The sequence below is a fragment of the Lentibacter sp. genome (genome assembly GCF_965658795.1).
Lineage (GTDB): Bacteria > Pseudomonadota > Alphaproteobacteria > Rhodobacterales > Rhodobacteraceae > Lentibacter.
The window spans coordinates 82,578-99,108 of sequence record NZ_CBFHTG010000005.1 but is presented as its reverse complement, the minus strand read 5'-3'; the positions used below and the strand labels follow the sequence as shown (position 1 = coordinate 99,108).

Here is a 16,531-nt window from a genome sequence, read left to right as displayed (position 1 = left end):
AACATAGCTCCCTTTAGAGCTCGCTCGCCCAAGGCGGGTTCGCGCCCGCCCGTGAAACAGTGATGGCCGCGACCCGCGCGCCATGGGTGAGAGCCGCGCGCAAAGCCTCGGGGGCGAGCCCGGCAAGCCCCGCCTTGTGCAGACAGCCCAGCTCGGAGAGCTTGGCCATAACGCCCGCGTTAAACGTATCCCCCGCACCAACGGTATCGGCGATCTCGGCCTTGACGGCAGGCACCTGCACCGCCTCGCCACCCGCCATAAACCCTGTCGCGCCCTCCCCCCCACGGGTGAGGATGACAAGAGATGCACCCTTGTCCAGAAGCCCCTCTACTTTCTCGCGCAGCGACAAAGGCTCAGGCGTGATCCAGTTGAGGTCTTCATCGGATACTTTCACAATATCGGAGAGCGCGATCATACGATCCAGCCGCGCACGGTAGCGCGCGATATCGCGGATAAACCCGGGGCGAATGTTCGGATCCAGCATCACAGCGCGCCCACGCCCGTTTTGCGCCAGCAGCTCGGCATAGGCATCTGCCCCCGGCTCGCAAGCAAGGCTGATTCCGCCAAAATAGAGCGCCGTAACCTCGCCTGAAAGCACAGGCATATCGCGCGGCTCCAGCATACGCCCCGCCGAATTTTCGTCATAAAACTCATACGTGGCATGGCCGTCCACCAGCCGCACAAACGCCAGCGTAGTGGGGCGCTCCGAGGTGATGACATGGCTCACATCCACATGGCTGGCGCGCAAACCCGCGCTCAAAAGCTGGCCGAACATATCGCCTGAAAGCCCCGTCAGCATCCCCGTTTGCGCACCAAGGCGGCCAAGGGCAATCGCCGTGTTGTAAACCGCGCCGCCACAATGGGGCACAAAGCCGTCGGCCCCGCCGCGTGTGGGCGTCGGGATCATGTCGATCAAAGCTTCTCCACAGCACAGTATCATCGGCTCACCCTTTCAAAAACGCGTCGCGGTCCACAAGGAACCGGTCTGACAACGGCAAGCTCGCCGCACCCAGTGCTTTGGCATCAAAGCCAATCGTGCCCGCGCCAACCTCAGGGTGCTCAACCCCCGGCACAGCCACTGCGGCCAAGGCGCGCTGCGTGCGCACCACAAGCGCCTCGCGCACCTCTTGCGGCATCGAGCCGTCAATCAGCACCGAGGTAAAATCAATCAGACAGGTCGAAGCCACAATCGCCTGCGCCAGCCCCTGCGCCGCCTGATCAAGCCAAGCCTCAAGCACAGCCGCATCTGCCGTCCAGTCGCCCTGCCGCTCCCACACACCTGCGCTGTCGTGGCCCGCCGCGTGCAACATCTCCTCCAGCGTCACAAGAGACGCCACATCGACAAGCTGGCACCGCGCGCCCGATTGCGTGACAATCGGCACAGAGCCAAGCGCTGCCGCATTGCCGCTCTTGCCCGTGTAGAGCATGTCATCCAGCACAAGCCCGCCCCCGACGAAATACCCGATATAGACATACAGAAAGTCACGTGGCGTGCCCTGCCCACGGCTTTGCGCCCCAAAGACAAGCTCGGCCCCGCAGGCCGCAGAGGCATCGTTGCACAGGTAAACAGGAAAGTCCCACGCCGCGCCGATCTCGGCGGCAATGTCGCGCGTGCGCCACGCAGCAAGCCCCGCAGTGGCAGGCTTTGCATCATTCACCCAATCCCACATCCGAAATGGCAGCGCGATCCCGAGGCCCGCGACCCGCGCCACACTGGCCGCAGGCAGCGCGGCCAGAAAGTCGCGAATGGTTTCGTTGGCAAAAGCCACCGCGTTCTCAGGGGTCAGGTGGTCATGCGCCTTGCGGCGGTGGGCGCGCACCTCCCCCACAAAGTCGCTCAGCAAAAGCTCCGAGCCGCGCCGCCCCACCTTTAGCCCAAGGAAGAACGCGCCATCCGCCGCCAGCCCCATGGGCACCGAGGGCTGCCCCACCTTGCCGCGCACGGGCGCGCCCTTGGTGAGAAGGCCGTCGTCTTCCAAGGCCCGCATGATCACAGAGACCGTCTGCGCCGACAGCCCTGTCAGGCGCGCGATAGCGGCCTTTGGCATCGGGCCACCCTGTCGGATGATCGACAGCACAAGGCGCTCGTTGTAAGCGCGCACGCCCGTTTGGTTTGAGCCGCGCACAGCCCCTTCCACGCCGACGGGCGCTTTTTGCGAACCTGAGCTGGTATGTGCATCCAACGACATAAACGTCCCAAACAGAGCCATGAAAACTTGGCCCCGTATGTCGGTGATTCACACTCTCCTGTCAATAAGTAAATCAAAGTGATTTATCAAGCGACCTACAAGGCAATCCCGCGCCCCGCCACAACCCCAACGCGATTGCGCGACAAAACACCGCGCGAAACTTTCGAAAAGCCCGACACTTTGAGGAGTATGCAAAAGTTTAAAGTATTAAACAAAAGTAAAACTATATATACTAACGAGATAATCACGCGGAAGATCCGACACATGGCAAAAGCATCCGAAATCCCGATTGTAGGAATAGGGGCGTCTGCGGGCGGGCTTGAGGCCCTGAAAGCCTTCATCAGCACAACCTCTCCCTACAGCGGCGCAGGCTATGTGATCGTCCAGCACCTCGCCCCTGACCAAAGGTCTATTCTACACGAACTTCTGCAAAGCGAGACGCCCCTGTCGGTGCGTCAGGCGGTCGATGGAGAGAAGCTGGAGTCCAACCACTTCTATGTCATCCCGCCAGGTCAAGTGGGCGGGCTTGACGGCCAGAACATCAAACTGACCAAGCGCGACACCCACGACAGCCAGCATCGCCCGATTGACACTTTTTTCACGTCGCTCTCAGCCCTTGGCCGCGATGCCTATTGCGTGGTCCTGTCTGGCACGGGCACAGACGGCTCTTCAGGCCTGAAACGGGTCAAGGCCGCAGGCGGCTTTGCCCTTGTTCAGGAAAGCATAGGCGCGCGTTTCCCCGGTATGCCCGACAGCGCCATCGCCACTGGCTTGGTTGATTTCATCCTGCCCAGCGAAAAGCTCGCACGCAGGATCGAAGACATCATCCGCCACCGCCAAAATCTGGCGAGTCCGGCAAGCGCGCGCGACATCAAAAAAGCCATTGAAAAATCTCTGCCCAAGCTCGCGGAGCGCCTCGCCGAGGTCTCTGGCAACGACTTTTCAAACTACAAGCCCGGCACGCTGGTGCGGCGTATAGAGCGGCGGATGAACCTGCTGCGCGTCTCCGAAGTCTCCGAGTTTCTGACCATTCTCAAAGACGACCAACAAGCACAGCTGATGGCGCAAGAGTTCCTCATCGGCGTGACCGAGTTCTTCCGCGACCCTGACGCATTTGACATGCTGCGCGAGCTGGTCGTCTTGCCCCTGCTCAAAGAAAGCGGCGACACCCTTCGCATCTGGGTTCCCGGTTGCTCGACAGGCGAGGAAGCCTATTCGCTGGCCATGCTCTTCACCGAAGAAATGGAAGCGCGCAAAGACCGCCGCGTGCTGCAAGTCTTTGGAACCGACATCGACACACCCTCGCTCTTTGCCGCGCGCGCGGGCATGTTCTCGCCAGCCGCCGTGAGCAAGCTGAGCGCGGCGCGCAAAGACCGTTTCTTCCAAGCCGAGAATGGCCAGTATCGCGCCATTCCCAAGCTCCGCGACAACTGCATCTTTGCGCCGCATAACCTCTTGCAAGACCCGCCTTTCTCCAAGCTTGATCTGATCTCCTGTCGCAACCTGCTGATCTATCTTTCCAGCAACATCCAGAGAAGCGTCATTCCGCGGTTTCACTTCTCGCTAAAGCCTAACGGGCGCCTGTTTCTCGGCCCCTCCGAAGGGCTCGCTGGCGAGGATGAAATGTTTGAGGTGCTCGACAAGCGCCACCGCATTTTCAAGAAAAACAACGAAGCCCCATCCACCTACTCGTCGCTGATAGATATGCAGCGCTTGCCGTCAGGCTCCAAGACCCCGAGGAGATTGCCCCCCATCGAAGAAACACTTAAATATGATGTCTCGCGCGAAGCTCTGGTTGAGCGCGAATTTCTACAGGACTTTGCCGCCCCCTTCGCGCTTGTCTCAAGCGATGGCGCGATCATCTATCTCTCCAAGCGGATGACAGAGTTTGTCCAGCCCGCCCAAGGCGTGCCCTCCACCCAGATAGATGCCTACCTGCTCCCCGAGCTCAGACAGCCCGTGCGCAACACGCTGCTCTCCGCCAAAACATCAAAGTCACGGCAGGTGTTTGAAAACGTGGTCATCGTCGATGGCCCGAGCCATGTCATCTATGATGTTGAAGTCGCACCAAGCGGGGCCGATTTTATCCTCGTGCTCGACAAAGTGCGCACAACCGATACCACAGACCTCAGCGATGCCATGAACGTGCGCGAGGTCGAAGACAAAACCGCGCTTGAGGCTGAAAACATCCAGCTTCGCAAACAGCTCTCGCTGACCCTGTCAGACTTTGAAACATCAGGTCAGGAGCTCAAGAGCACCAACGAAGAACTGATGAGCATGAACGAAGAGCTCCAGTCATCCAATGAAGAGCTGGAAACCTCGCGCGAAGAGCTACAGTCGATCAACGAAGAGCTGGAGACCGTCAACACAGAGCTACAGGAGAACAACAGGCTTCTCACCCGCGTCAACTCCGACCTGAAGAACCTGTTTGAATCCACCGACGTTGCCGTCCTGTTTCTTGACCGCGAATTCTGCGTGCGCAACTTTACACCGCCCACCAGCACCATCTTCGGCATCCGCCGCCGCGACATCGGCCGCCCGATCGCCGACCTGTCTTCGCGCGTCAACTATCCATCGCTGCAAGAAGACGCACTCAAGGTCGACGCCACACTCCAGACGCTTGAGCGCGAGGTTCACATCGACGCCACAGGCGAGACATTCCTGCTGCGCGTAAAGCCCTACCGCACCACAGACAACCGCATCGACGGCTACGTGCTCTCCTTTATCGAGATAACCCAGCGCAAGAACTTCGAAGAAACGCTCCGCCAAAACGAGCAAAAGATGGCGCGGCAATATGCCGAGCTGGAAAACCTCTATGACACCACGCCAGTGGGCCTCTGTCTCATGGACAGAGAGCAGCGCTGGCTGCGCATCAACGAAAGCCTCGCCCAGATCAACGGATTTACCCCCGAAGAGCACATCGGCAAAACCTTCGAAGAGCTTCTGCCCGACATCGAAAACCGCATCCGCTCGGTCTATGCGAAGGTTTTTGAAACAGGCGAGCCTGTCTTGAACCTTGAGATCACAGGCGAGACCAACGCCGCACCCGGCGTCATGCGCAACTGGATCGGTGACTTCTACCCCGTTTGGCAGGACGAAGCGGTCTTTGCCGTCGGCGCCTGTGTTCGGGAAGTCACCGAACAAGCACAGATGGTGGAGCGCGTCCAAGCCCAGAACGCGCGCCAGAAACTGCTCATGGGCGAGCTTCAGCACCGCGTCAAAAACACTCTCGCCATCATCAGCTCTATTTCCAGACTCCTGTTGCGCGACATCAGCGACCCGCTCACCTACCAAGAGCGGCTGGAAAGCCGGCTGTCCGCCATATCGCGCACGCACGACCTGCTGACACAATCCAACTGGACAACAGCCTCCCTCAAAGAAATCGTCACAAACGAGGGCGCGCCCTTTGCCCAGCAAAACAAAAAGCGCATCAAACTCGAAGGCCCCGACCTGTCGCTCAGCGCCGAGCAGGCCCTCTCCGTGGGCATGGCCATTCACGAGCTGATGACCAACGCCGCCAAATACGGCTCTCTCTCTGTGCACAGCGGCTCCGTTGTGGTCAGCACCACCAAAGAGGTCGAGGGCGACGAAACCTTCGCCACCATTTCATGGCAAGAGATAGGTGGCCCCGAGATCACCAAGAAACCCTCCCACCGCGGCTTTGGCAGCTTGGTCATCGAGCGGGTTCTCAAGCACGACCTCAACGGGAAAGTGCACATCGACTATACCAAAACCGGCATGCAATTCAGCGTTCGGTTCCACCTTCCCGAAGGGGCACTCGCAGCCTCGCAGGAGCTGTCATTTTAAAAGGTACGGAGTAATTATTGTGCAAGATTTTGGCGTGCTCATCCTCGAAGACCATTTCATGCTGGCGGTCGTGATAGACGAAGTTCTCAAGAAAGCCGGATATGAAAATGTCCACATATGCGGCTCACAAGAAGAGGCGCTGGACTGTATGCGCCAACATGCCATTGCCTTTGCCTTTCTTGATTTCAATCTGGGCAACGGCCAAACAAGCCAGCCCATCGCCGAACAGCTCGCAGCCGCCAGCATCCCCTTTGTCTTTCTCAGTGGCTACACCTCGACCTTGGGCATCATCCCCGAAGGCCTCGGCGAATTGGGCCGCCTCAGCAAGCCCTCCTCAGAGGCCGACCTGCTAAAATACATGCCGCCGCACACAATCGGACAAAGCACAACCTCCGCGCACTAGCCCTGCGCCTACTGCGTCAGAAGCTGGTAGCCCGGCTTTGTCACCGAGCGCACCGAGGTGATCGGCACATCGTTGAGCCATGTTGTCCGCTCGATCACAAGCAAAGCCGCACCCGCCTTGGCATCCATCCGCGCCGCCAGCGTTTCATCGGCCTCTATCGCATAGAGCCGCACATCACAGCGGCTGTAAGGCTTGTTGCGCACAAGCCATTCGTTCGCGCTTTGCCGTGTCAGGTCAATGGCCTCGATCTCCGCACAGCTCACAAGGCTCACCCAGCGATCCTCAAAAACATAGGCCCGCTGATCGGCCAGATGCAGCGCCTGCACATGCAGCATCTCCTCAGGCGCGCTCAGCCCGAAACTCGCCGCAACCGACAGCGGCGTCACCTCCCGCGCAGCCGAGACAAGCTGGTAGCCATAGGCCGCGCCTTTGGCCTCCACCTCGACGCGCGTGATGGCAATGTCGAGCGTCGCCCGCGTCACAGGGTCGGGGCGCACATGTGTGCCCCCCTTGCGCTTGCGCTCCACAACGCCCGCATCCGCCAGATCCTGCATCGCGCGTTGCACGGTTGAGCGCGCACAGCCCAGCTCTTCGGCAATGTCCTCATCGCGCGGCAGCTTGTCGCCGGGCTGATAGGTGCGGTCAAAAATACGCCCCTGCAATGTATCGCGAATGTCGTGCCAACTGCGGCGTAGCTGTGTGTTCAAATGTCTTGTCCCAATCTCTCGACAACGCTCTGGAATCGCGCCGCCGTCTCGGCGCGTTTGGCGTGTTGGCCATCCTTTACAACATGTCGGCCCGCAGACCAAACATCTTGGACACAGGCCTGCCCGTGCCCGCCAAAGACAAGGCTGTCCAGCACCGTATCGCCCTTGCGGTTGCACAGCCACGCATTGTCTGTGCTCACCCCCACAAGATCGGCCCACTGGCCAGCCGCAATCGCGCCGCCTGCCCGCCCGGCCGCCTGCGCGCCCCCTAGGGCAGCGGCCTCGACAAGCACGCGCCCCGTTGACTGCGCCGCTGTCGCCAGTGCGGCGCGCGAACGGTCGCGCAAGCGCTGCGAATACTCCAGCGTTTTCAGTTCGTCAAAATAGGCGATATGCACGTTGGAATCCGAGCCAAAGCCAATGCGCCCTTGGTGGCCCAGATAGTCCACACCGTTGAATATCCCGTCGCCGAGGCTTGACTCGGTGATGGGGCAAAGCCCCGCCACAGCGCCCGTTGCGGCCAATGCGCGGGTTTCGTCAGCCGTCATCTGCGTGCAGTGAATAAGGCACCAGCGCGCATCCACATCGTGGTTGTCCAACAGCCACTGCGTGGGCCGCGCGCCTTTATGTGCCAGCACCTCCTCGACCTCGGCCACCTGCTCGGCCAGGTGCATATGCATAGGCCCGCCCAGCCTGCGCACAGCGCTCATCCCCGCCTCATCAACCGCGCGCAAAGAGTGGGGCGCCGCACCAATCACATAGTCGGCAGGCCCCGCGCTCACAGCCCGCGTGGCTGCCTCATGCAGGCGCAGATACTGCTCGGGCGTGGTGCCAAAACGCTGTTGCCCGCCTTGAAGCGGGCGCGCATCGCAGCCGCCCCACTGGTAGAGCACAGGCAAAAGCGTAAGGCCGATGCCCACCCCCTCAGCCGCCGCCACAATCCGTTCGCTCAGCTCGCCAGGGTTGCCATAGGCTTTGCCGCCCACATCGTGGTGCAGATAATGGAACTCGGCCACACCCGCATAGCCTGCCTCCAGCATCTCAAGAAAAACCTGCGCCGCAATCGCCTCGATATCGTCTGGCGTGAGGCGGTCAAGATAGCGGTACATCAAGCGCCGCCATGTCCAGAAGCTGTCAGAGGGGTCAGGCCCGCGCATCTCTGTCAGCCCCGACATCGCCCGCTGAAACGCATGGCTGTGCAGGTTCACCGCCGCGGGCAGCAAAAGATCAACCGCGCAATCGGCTGCACCATCCTGCGGCCCAACCGCTGCGATTCGCCCCGCAGCGTCTACATGAACGGCCACATTGTCTTGCCAGCCCAGAGGGGTAAGCGCCTGTTTTGCGTGAATAACTGTCACTGCTGAAACTCCATCGAGATATCGTTGACTTTTTATGTAGCTACATATTATTGATAAGAACAGATTATAGCAAGGATGTGATATGTCAGCGCCCCAAGTCTACACCGAGGCCACCATCGCCACGATGCACCCTGATGCAGAGGGCTATGGCCTGATCGAGCGCGCCGCTCTCGTCACAACAGGCGCCAAGATCACATGGGTCGGCCCCATGGCCGCGCTGCCCGCCGCCTACCAAAGCGCACAGGCCACCTCCCTTGAGGGCCGTCTCGTCACCCCCGCGCTGATCGACTGTCACACCCATATCGTCCACGGCGGCAACCGCGCGCTCGAATTCGAGATGCGCCTGCAGGGTGCCTCCTATGAGGAGGTCGCCCGCGCGGGTGGTGGTATCGTCTCCACCGTCACCTCCACCCGCAACACCAGCGAGGCCGATCTGCTCAAAGCCGCGCTCCCCCGCGCCGATGCGCTGATCGCCGAGGGCGTGAGCACCATTGAGGTGAAGTCAGGCTACGGCCTTGACCACGAGACCGAGCTCAAAATGCTGCGCGTCGCCCGTCAGCTCGCCCAAAAGCGCCCCCTGCGGATCTCCACAACCTTCCTTGGCGCGCATGCCGTGCCCAAAGGTGCCAAGGCTGACAGCTATATCGACGAAGTCTGCCTCCCCGCGCTCAGGGCCGCCCACGCCGAAGGGCTTGTCGATATGGTCGATGGCTTCTGCGAAGGCATCGCCTTTGACGTGCCCCAAATCACCCGCGTGTTTGACGCGGCCCGCGCCCTCGGCCTGCCCGTCAAGCTGCACGCCGAACAGCTCAGCAACATCGGCGGCACACAGCTTGCCGCCCGCTACGGCGCGCTTTCCGCCGATCATGTGGAATACGCCACCGAGGCAGACGCCCGCGCGCTCGCCGCCGCAGGCACAGTCGCCGTGCTTCTCCCCGGCGCGTTCTACACCCTCCACGAGACGCAAAGCCCCCCCGTGCAAGCCTTCCGCGACCATGCCGTGCCCATGGCACTCGCAACCGATTGGAACCCCGGTTCCTCCCCGCTCGGCTCGCTTTTGCTTGCCATGAACATGGGCTGCACCCTCTTTGGCCTCACGCCCGCCGAGGCGCTCGCAGGCGTCACCCGCCACGCGGCACAGGCTCTGGGCCTCAGCGATGCAGGCACACTGGAAGCAGGCAAACGCGCCGACCTTGCGATCTGGGATGTGGCCACCCCCGCCGAGCTCTCCTACGGCATCGGCATCAACCCGTTGCACAAACGTATCTTCGCAGGCCAAGCCACATGAGCTTTCTTGACATCACTCAGGGCCAAAGCCCCCTCGTGCTCGGCCTGCCCCACACGGGCACAGAGCTGCCCGAAGGCCTCGCGGAAAAGCTCAACGCCACAGGGCGCGCGCTGGCCGACACCGACTGGCACATCCACAGGCTCTATGACGGGCTGGTGGACGACGTCACAACCATACGCACCCGTATCCATCGCTACGCGATTGATGCCAACCGCGACCCGTCAGGCACATCTCTCTACCCGGGCCAGAACACAACAGGCCTCTGCCCGACCACAGACTTTGACGGCAGAGCCATCTACCGCGCAGGCCAGGAGCCAACCGCAGATAAAATCGAGGCCCGCCGCCGCGCCTATCACGCGCCCTATCACGCAGCGATCGAGGCCGAGATGGCCCGCATAGCCGCACGCCACGGCTTCGCGATCCTCTATGATTGCCACTCCATACGCTCCCGTATCCCGTTCCTCTTTGAGGGCAAATTGCCCGACTTCAGCATCGGCACAAACAATGGCACGACATGCGCAGAAAGCATCGAAAGCCTTGTCTATGACGCCTGCCAAGCCAGCGGCTACAGCACAGTGCTCAACGCCCGCTTCAAAGGCGGCTGGACAACACGCCACTATGGCCGCCCGACCCAAGGCTGGCATAGCGTCCAGATGGAGCTGGCCCAATCCACCCACCTCACCACAGAAAGCGCGCCCTTCGCCTATGACAAAGCCAAGGCCGAAGCGCTGCGCATCCCCCTCAAAAACATCCTCACATCTCTGCAAAACTGGAGCCCGACATGAGCGACCCACGTAAAAACACCCGCGATATCTACCCGCCCACAGGCACAGAGCTCAACACAAAGAGCTGGATGACAGAAGCGCCCCTGCGCATGCTGATGAACAACCTGCACCCCGACGTGGCCGAAAACCCGCACGAGCTTGTTGTTTACGGCGGCATCGGCCGCGCCGCGCGCACATGGGAAGATTTTGACACCATCGTCGCCTCCCTCAAAGACCTTGAGGATGACGAGACATTGGTGGTGCAGTCAGGCAAGCCCGTGGCGATTGTCAAAACCCACACAGACGCCCCCCGCGTCCTCATCGCCAACTCCAACCTCGTGCCCCATTGGGCCAACTGGGATCACTTCAACGAGCTCGATAAAAAAGGCCTGATGATGTATGGCCAGATGACAGCTGGCAGCTGGATCTACATCGGCACGCAGGGCATCGTTCAAGGCACCTACGAGACATTTGCCGAAGCAGGCCGCCAGCACTACGGCGGCAGCCTCAAGGGCAAATGGATTCTCACAGGCGGGCTGGGCGGCATGGGCGGCGCACAGCCGCTGGCCGCGGTTATGGCTGGCGCCTGCTGCCTTGCGGTCGAGTGCAACCCCGACAGCATCGATTTCCGCATTCGCACCAGATATCTTGATGAGAAAGCCGAAACGCTTGATGAGGCCATGGAGATGATCACCCGCTGGACCGCTGCTGGCGAAGCCAAGTCTGTCGGCCTTCTCGGCAACGCCGCCGATATCTTCGCCGAAATTCACAGCAGAGGCATTCGCCCCGATATCGTCACCGACCAGACCAGCGCACACGACCCGCTCAACGGCTACCTGCCCCAAGGCTGGAGCATGGCCGAATGGCGCGAAAAGCGCGAGAGCGACCCGAAGGCCGTCGAGGCAGCTGCACGCGCCTCAATGAAAGTCCACGTCAAGGCGATGGTCGATTTCTGGAACGATGGCGTGCCCACGCTCGACTATGGCAACAACATCCGACAGGTCGCCCAAGACGAAGGCCTTGAAAACGCCTTTGCCTTCCCGGGCTTTGTGCCCGCCTATATCCGCCCGCTCTTCTGCCGCGGTATCGGCCCGTTCCGCTGGGTGGCCCTGTCAGGTGACCCCGAGGATATCTACAAAACCGATGCCAAGATGAAAGAGCTCTTCCCAGAGAACGCGCATCTGCACAACTGGCTCGACATGGCGCGCGAGCGCATCGCCTTTCAGGGCCTGCCCGCGCGCATCTGCTGGATCGGCCTTGGCGACCGCCACAAAGCGGGGCTGGCGTTTAACGAAATGGTCGCCAGCGGCGAGCTGAAAGCGCCCGTGGTGATTGGCCGTGACCATCTGGACTCTGGCTCTGTGGCCTCCCCCAACCGCGAGACCGAAGCCATGAAAGACGGCTCCGATGCGGTGTCCGACTGGCCACTTCTGAATGCGCTGGTCAACACCGCTTCAGGCGCAACCTGGGTGTCGCTGCACCACGGCGGCGGCGTTGGCATGGGCTTCTCACAGCACTCGGGCGTTGTCATCTGCGCCGATGGCACACCCGAAGCCGCCAAGCGCCTTGAGCGCGTCTTGTGGAACGACCCCGCCTCAGGCGTCTGGCGTCATGCAGACGCAGGATATGAAGACGCGCTTGACTGCGCCCGCGTCAACAAACTGCGCCTGCCCGGCATTCTGGGCAACTGAGCCTTTTGCAGCGCGCGCGACCTGCGCGCGCTGCGTTACCTAATTTTGGGTTAATTCAACGCGGCATCAGGCGGTGCACACATGGTGCACGCAGGGTGCACGCTTTTCACCCCCCGCTTCAGACGGCGCAAAAGCGCGTTAACACTTCGGTGCGCAGCCTCAAGCCTTGAGAAAGCTCAGGCTGCTACAGTCGTCAAAATGCCCTAAAAATATGGGCTAAAGCTGCCCCAAGGCCCATTCCAGCCCCTCGACATAGCCCTGCACACCATGCCCGACGATCACATGATCTGCCCGCTGGCTCACGTAAGAATGGTGGCGAAACGCCTCGCGCTTGTGCACATCCGAGATATGCACCTCCACCACAGGCCCGTCAAAAGCGCTCAGCGCATCAAGGATCGCCACAGAGGTATGCGTGTAGGCGGCAGGGTTGATGACGATCGCATCCGCGACATCCCGCGCCTCCTGAATCCAGTCGACCAGCACCCCTTCATGGTTGCTCTGGCGAAAGTCGATCCGCGCAGCACCCGCCGCGGTACGGCACATCGCCTCAACGTCTGACAGCGTGTCAGAGCCATATATTTCAGGCTCCCGCTTCCCCAAAAGGTTCAGGTTCGGCCCGTTGAGAACAAAGATCGTTTGCGCCATGTCATGCCCTTTCATGCTGGGCGCAACTCTGGCCAGAGCACAGCCAAAGCGCAAGCCCCGTTGGTGGCCAAAAGCCTCAGCGCCAGCTGCGTGTCCAGCCCAGCCCGATCGCCCAGAGCGCGGCGGCATAGGCCAAAATGACAGGCACGGCGTAAAAGAAAGATGTCAGGCCATAGAGGTTGTTGATGGGAAAACTCGCAAAGCTCGCAAGGCCCAGCAGCAAGCCGACAGACCAGTTGCGATCTGTCACTTTATGCACCGCCACAGGCGCTGCAAGCGCGGCCACCAGCCCAAAAAGAACCGCCGCGCGCCCATACTCAAGCGCCGCCGTTCCCGCCACAAACAAAGCACAAAACACCACAGCTACAATACCAATCGCGTAGGAATTCATCTCTTTGCCTCCGTCTCAAAACACTGCCCAACACCTGCCTGACTGTTGCCGCAAGGTCTAGCAAAAACAACAAAAAAGGCCCCCGCACATCTGTGCAGAGGCCTCAAAACAGGTGCAAAAGCCAGGGCTTACGCGTCTTGCGGAATACGCAGAACCTGCCCCGGATAGATCTTGTCGGGGTCGCTCAACATCGGCTTGTTGGCCTCAAAAATTTCCATGTAGCGCGCGCCCGAACCGAGCGCTTTTTCTGACACAGCCCAGAGCGTATCGCCTTTTTCAACGGTGTGAAAATTGGCTTCGCCCGCGTCGTCTTCCACTTCGGCCACGCCGTCTACGTTGCCCACCGCAAGGATGACTTTTTCGCGCATTTCCTCAGAAACAGCATTGCCCGTGACCTTGACCTTGTCACCTTCGATGACAATATCCAGACCCTCGGCATCAAGCCCAAGGTCGGCCACTTCTTTTTTGAGATCTTCGGCTGTAGGCTCTTCGCTCTTGAGGCGTTTGCCCGAGCGCTTGAAAAAACTAAACAGACCCATCTGGTCCTCCATGGTTAAACAACACAAAGAGTTTGGGCCATCCCTGCCCCCGCCACAAGGGGGAAATCAGGCCGCCTCGGCCCCATCGGTAAACTGGAGCCGCGCAAGCCGCGCATAGAGCCCGTTCTCAGCCACCAGCGTATCGTGAGTGCCCTGCGCCACAATGCGCCCGTCTTCCATCACAACGATGCGGTCGGCCTTTTTCACCGTCGCCAGACGGTGCGCCACGATCAAGGTTGTGCGGTCTGCCGAGAGCCGCTCCACAGCCTCCTGCACAGCGCGTTCGCTCTCTGCATCCAAGGCAGATGTGGCCTCGTCCAGCAACAGCAACGGCGCATCACGCAAGATCGCGCGCGCAATCGCCACGCGCTGCTTTTGCCCGCCAGAGAGCATCACACCCCGCTCGCCAAGGCGCGTCTCATAGCCCTCGTTCAACCCCTCGATAAACCCGTGCGCAGCCGCCGCCTGTGCTGCGGCCTCAACCTCGGCATCGCTCGCATCCGGGCGGCCAAAACGGATATTTTCGCGCGCCGAACCAGAGAAGATAATCGGGTCTTGCGGCACAACCGAAATCTGCCCGCGAAAGTCCTCGCGCAGCATCTCGCGCACATCCACGCCATCCAGCAGAATACGCCCCGCCTGCGGGTCGTAGAAGCGCTGGATCATCTGCATGATGGTTGTCTTGCCAGCCCCCGAAGGGCCAACAAAGGCAACGGTTTCGCCAGCCTTCACCTCAAGGTTCAAATCTTCAAGCGCGGCACGGTCAGGGCGCGACGGGTAGGCAAAGCGCACACCCTCAAAGCGCACATCTCCGTGCAAAGGCTTAGGGCAAGCAACGGGCGCATCAGGGTCATTGACCTGATCAACCGCATTGAGCAGCTCAACCAAACGCTCGGTCGCACCTGCCGCGCGCTGCAACTCCCCCCAGATCTCCGAGAGCGCCGCAACAGCCCCCGCAACCATGATGGAGTAGATCAGAAACTGCACCAAAGCGCCCGAGCTCATCTCGCCGGCTCGCACATCGCGCGTGCCTATCCAGAGCACACCGACAACACCGGCAAAGACCAGAAACATCACCGCCACGGTCATGATCGAGCGCACGGTGATACGCTTCTTGGCCACGTCATAGCTCTTTTCTGTCACGTTGGAAAAGTCGCGCCGCGCCACGCTTTCTTGCGCAAATGATTGTACCGTCTGCACAGCGCTCAGTGTCTCGGAGGCCTGCCCCGAGCTGGCAGCGATCCAGTCTTGATTCTCGCGGCTCAGCGTGCGCAAGCGCCGCCCCAGCGTAAGGATCGGCACCACAACAAGCGGCACGATCAGAAGCACAAGGCCTGTGAGCTTGGCGCTGGTAAACAGCATCAGGATCATACCGCCAACGAAGATCAGCACATTGCGCAGCGCCACAGAGACAGACGACCCGATGACCGACTGGATCAGCGTTGTGTCTGTTGTGATGCGGCTCAAAATTTCGCCTGTCATCACGCGCTCATAAAAGCTCGGGGATAACCCGATCACGCGATCAAACACAGCCTTGCGAATATCGGCCACAACCCGCTCGCCCAGACGCGTCACCAGCGCATAGCGCAGCCCCGTGCCCAGCGCGAGAAGAGCCGCAACCCCGATCGCCGCGATAAAGTAGAGATCAAGCACAGCGATATCTTTGGTGCCAAAGTTGTCAATCACACGGCGCACCGCCAGAGGCAGAGTGAGCGAGAGCGCGGCTGTCAGCATCAGCGCAAGGCCCGCCGCCACCACAAGCCACTTGTAGGGCGCCATGAATGGCATCAGCGCCTTGAGCGCCGCCACATCCTTGGTTGCCGCACGCTCTTCGCTCTTGTCCACAACTGTCTTTGCCATATCATCCGCGCCTGTAAAGTCTGGGGCTTTTTGCAGCCCGAGAGCAGGCCCGTCAAGCGGCCACTTGTCGCGATGGTAAGGATTTCTTGGAGCGGGCGGCGGGAATCGAACCCGCGTCATTAGCTTGGAAGGCTAAGGTCTTACCACTACACAACGCCCGCTTCGAGCGCCTGAATATCGACTGAGCGCAGGAGCGTCAAGCGCCCTCGTCATCCAGCCACGGCTCGATCAGCTCACAGCCCGCTGCGCGGTTGGAGTTGACCGCTGCGCTAACCCGATATGCGCTCAGCACATCCTCTGGCGCAGGCCGCATCAGCGCGGCAGCCCCCTTGCCCGCCTCGCCCAGCCACTTGCCCCATGCGTCTGGCTCCAAGACAACGGGCATACGGTGATGCACCTGACCGGCGAGCGCATTAGAGGCCGTGGTGACAAGCGCACAGGTCGCCAAAGGCGTGTCGCCCACCTGCCACGTCTGCCAGATGCCCGCCAAAGCCAGCGGCGCGCCATCTCTGCGGTGGTAATACCACGGCAGCTTTGCTCCGCCCTGTGCTGCCCACTCGTAGTAGCCACTCACAGGCACAAGACAGCGCCGCGCCCGCGCAGCCGCGCCAAACGCAGGCTTCTTTGCTATCGTCTCGGCACGGGCATTGATCAGCAGGGGGCCATCTGTGGGCGTTTTATACCACGCGGGGATAAAGCCCCATCGCATTGAAACAAGCGCCCGCCCGCTCCCGCTGGCGCGCACCACATGCACTGCATCGGTGGGGCAAACATTGTAGTTGGGCACAATGGGCAAGTCGTTTGCAGGCGCCGCCCCAAAAAGCTGCGCCATAGAATCGCTTGGCAAAGTTACCGCAACGCGTCCACACATGGGGCAAGGGTAAAGCAG

Annotated in this window: 14 protein-coding genes and 1 tRNA gene; 5 read left to right on the top strand and 10 right to left on the bottom strand. The window is 60.8% G+C overall.

The genetic code is table 11. The annotated features are described in order from the left end of the window. Nucleotides 1-13 precede the first annotated feature (13 nt). Together ACTG3X_RS05385 and ACTG3X_RS05380 are read right to left on the bottom strand one after the other, a co-directional pair. Nucleotides 14-940: a carbohydrate kinase family protein gene (locus tag ACTG3X_RS05385; protein ID WP_439110216.1), complete on the bottom strand. Its 927-nt coding sequence runs from the start codon at nt 938-940 to the stop codon at nt 14-16. 4 nt (nt 941-944) lie between these two features. After that, nucleotides 945-2,210 carry an ROK family transcriptional regulator gene (locus tag ACTG3X_RS05380; protein WP_439110215.1) on the bottom strand — a complete coding sequence of 422 codons (1,266 nt, stop codon included), beginning with the start codon at nt 2,208-2,210 and terminating at the stop codon, nt 945-947. Between the two features lie 243 nt (nt 2,211-2,453). Here ACTG3X_RS05380 and ACTG3X_RS05375 point away from each other — a divergent pair, with 243 nt between their 5' ends. Together ACTG3X_RS05375 and ACTG3X_RS05370 are read left to right on the top strand one after the other, a co-directional pair. Then, nucleotides 2,454-5,996, top strand: a complete 3,543-nt coding sequence (locus tag ACTG3X_RS05375; RefSeq protein ID WP_439110214.1) for a CheR family methyltransferase — start codon at nt 2,454-2,456, stop codon at nt 5,994-5,996. A 19-nt stretch (nt 5,997-6,015) separates the two neighbouring features. Then, nucleotides 6,016-6,399 (top strand): response regulator, encoded by a 384-nt coding sequence (locus ACTG3X_RS05370; protein WP_439110213.1) that lies wholly within the window; start codon nt 6,016-6,018, stop codon nt 6,397-6,399. A gap of 8 nt (nt 6,400-6,407) precedes the next feature. Here the strand turns inward: ACTG3X_RS05370 and ACTG3X_RS05365 are convergent, their stop codons facing one another. Further along, nucleotides 6,408-7,106 carry a GntR family transcriptional regulator gene (locus ACTG3X_RS05365; RefSeq protein WP_439110212.1) on the bottom strand — a complete coding sequence of 233 codons (699 nt, stop codon included), beginning with the start codon at nt 7,104-7,106 and terminating at the stop codon, nt 6,408-6,410. Next, nucleotides 7,103-8,464 (bottom strand): formimidoylglutamate deiminase, encoded by a 1,362-nt coding sequence (locus ACTG3X_RS05360; RefSeq protein WP_439110211.1) that lies wholly within the window; start codon nt 8,462-8,464, stop codon nt 7,103-7,105. Before ACTG3X_RS05360 ends, ACTG3X_RS05365 begins: the two co-directional genes overlap by 4 nt. An 82-nt stretch (nt 8,465-8,546) precedes the next feature. Between ACTG3X_RS05360 and hutI the strand changes: the two genes are divergently transcribed. Genes hutI through hutU form a run of 3 tightly spaced genes read left to right on the top strand, consistent with a single transcriptional unit; the run spans nt 8,547 to nt 12,207 of the window. Beyond that, nucleotides 8,547-9,752, top strand: coding sequence for an imidazolonepropionase (gene hutI, locus ACTG3X_RS05355; RefSeq protein WP_439110210.1), 1,206 nt, complete (start codon nt 8,547-8,549; stop codon nt 9,750-9,752). Continuing rightward, nucleotides 9,749-10,537 carry an N-formylglutamate deformylase gene (gene hutG, locus ACTG3X_RS05350; protein ID WP_439110209.1) on the top strand — a complete coding sequence of 263 codons (789 nt, stop codon included), beginning with the start codon at nt 9,749-9,751 and terminating at the stop codon, nt 10,535-10,537. The genes hutI and hutG overlap by 4 nt, the downstream gene beginning before the upstream one ends. After that, nucleotides 10,534-12,207, top strand: a complete 1,674-nt coding sequence (gene hutU, locus ACTG3X_RS05345; RefSeq protein WP_439110208.1) for a urocanate hydratase — start codon at nt 10,534-10,536, stop codon at nt 12,205-12,207. Before hutG ends, hutU begins: the two co-directional genes overlap by 4 nt. Before the next feature lie 216 nt (nt 12,208-12,423). Here hutU and aroQ read toward each other — a convergent pair whose 3' ends face one another. From aroQ to ACTG3X_RS05315, 6 genes are all read right to left on the bottom strand, one after another. Beyond that, entirely contained in the window at nt 12,424-12,852 is a 429-nt protein-coding gene (gene aroQ / locus ACTG3X_RS05340; RefSeq protein ID WP_439110207.1) for a type II 3-dehydroquinate dehydratase, read from the bottom strand. 76 nt (nt 12,853-12,928) lie between these two features. Next, nucleotides 12,929-13,243 (bottom strand): hypothetical protein, encoded by a 315-nt coding sequence (locus tag ACTG3X_RS05335; protein ID WP_439110206.1) that lies wholly within the window; start codon nt 13,241-13,243, stop codon nt 12,929-12,931. A gap of 128 nt (nt 13,244-13,371) precedes the next feature. Continuing rightward, nucleotides 13,372-13,782, bottom strand: coding sequence for a peptidoglycan-binding protein LysM (gene lysM / locus ACTG3X_RS05330; RefSeq protein WP_439110205.1), 411 nt, complete (start codon nt 13,780-13,782; stop codon nt 13,372-13,374). A 66-nt stretch (nt 13,783-13,848) separates the two neighbouring features. Further along, on the bottom strand, nt 13,849-15,642 hold the full coding sequence (locus ACTG3X_RS05325) for an ABC transporter transmembrane domain-containing protein (protein WP_439110204.1): 1,794 nt from the start codon (nt 15,640-15,642) through the stop codon (nt 13,849-13,851). Nucleotides 15,643-15,729: 87 nt separating this feature from the next. Then, a tRNA-Gly gene (locus ACTG3X_RS05320) sits at nt 15,730-15,803 on the bottom strand. 35 nt (nt 15,804-15,838) lie between these two features. Further along, nucleotides 15,839-16,513, bottom strand: a complete 675-nt coding sequence (locus tag ACTG3X_RS05315) for an SOS response-associated peptidase (protein WP_439110203.1) — start codon at nt 16,511-16,513, stop codon at nt 15,839-15,841. Between the last annotated feature and the right edge of the window lie 18 nt (nt 16,514-16,531).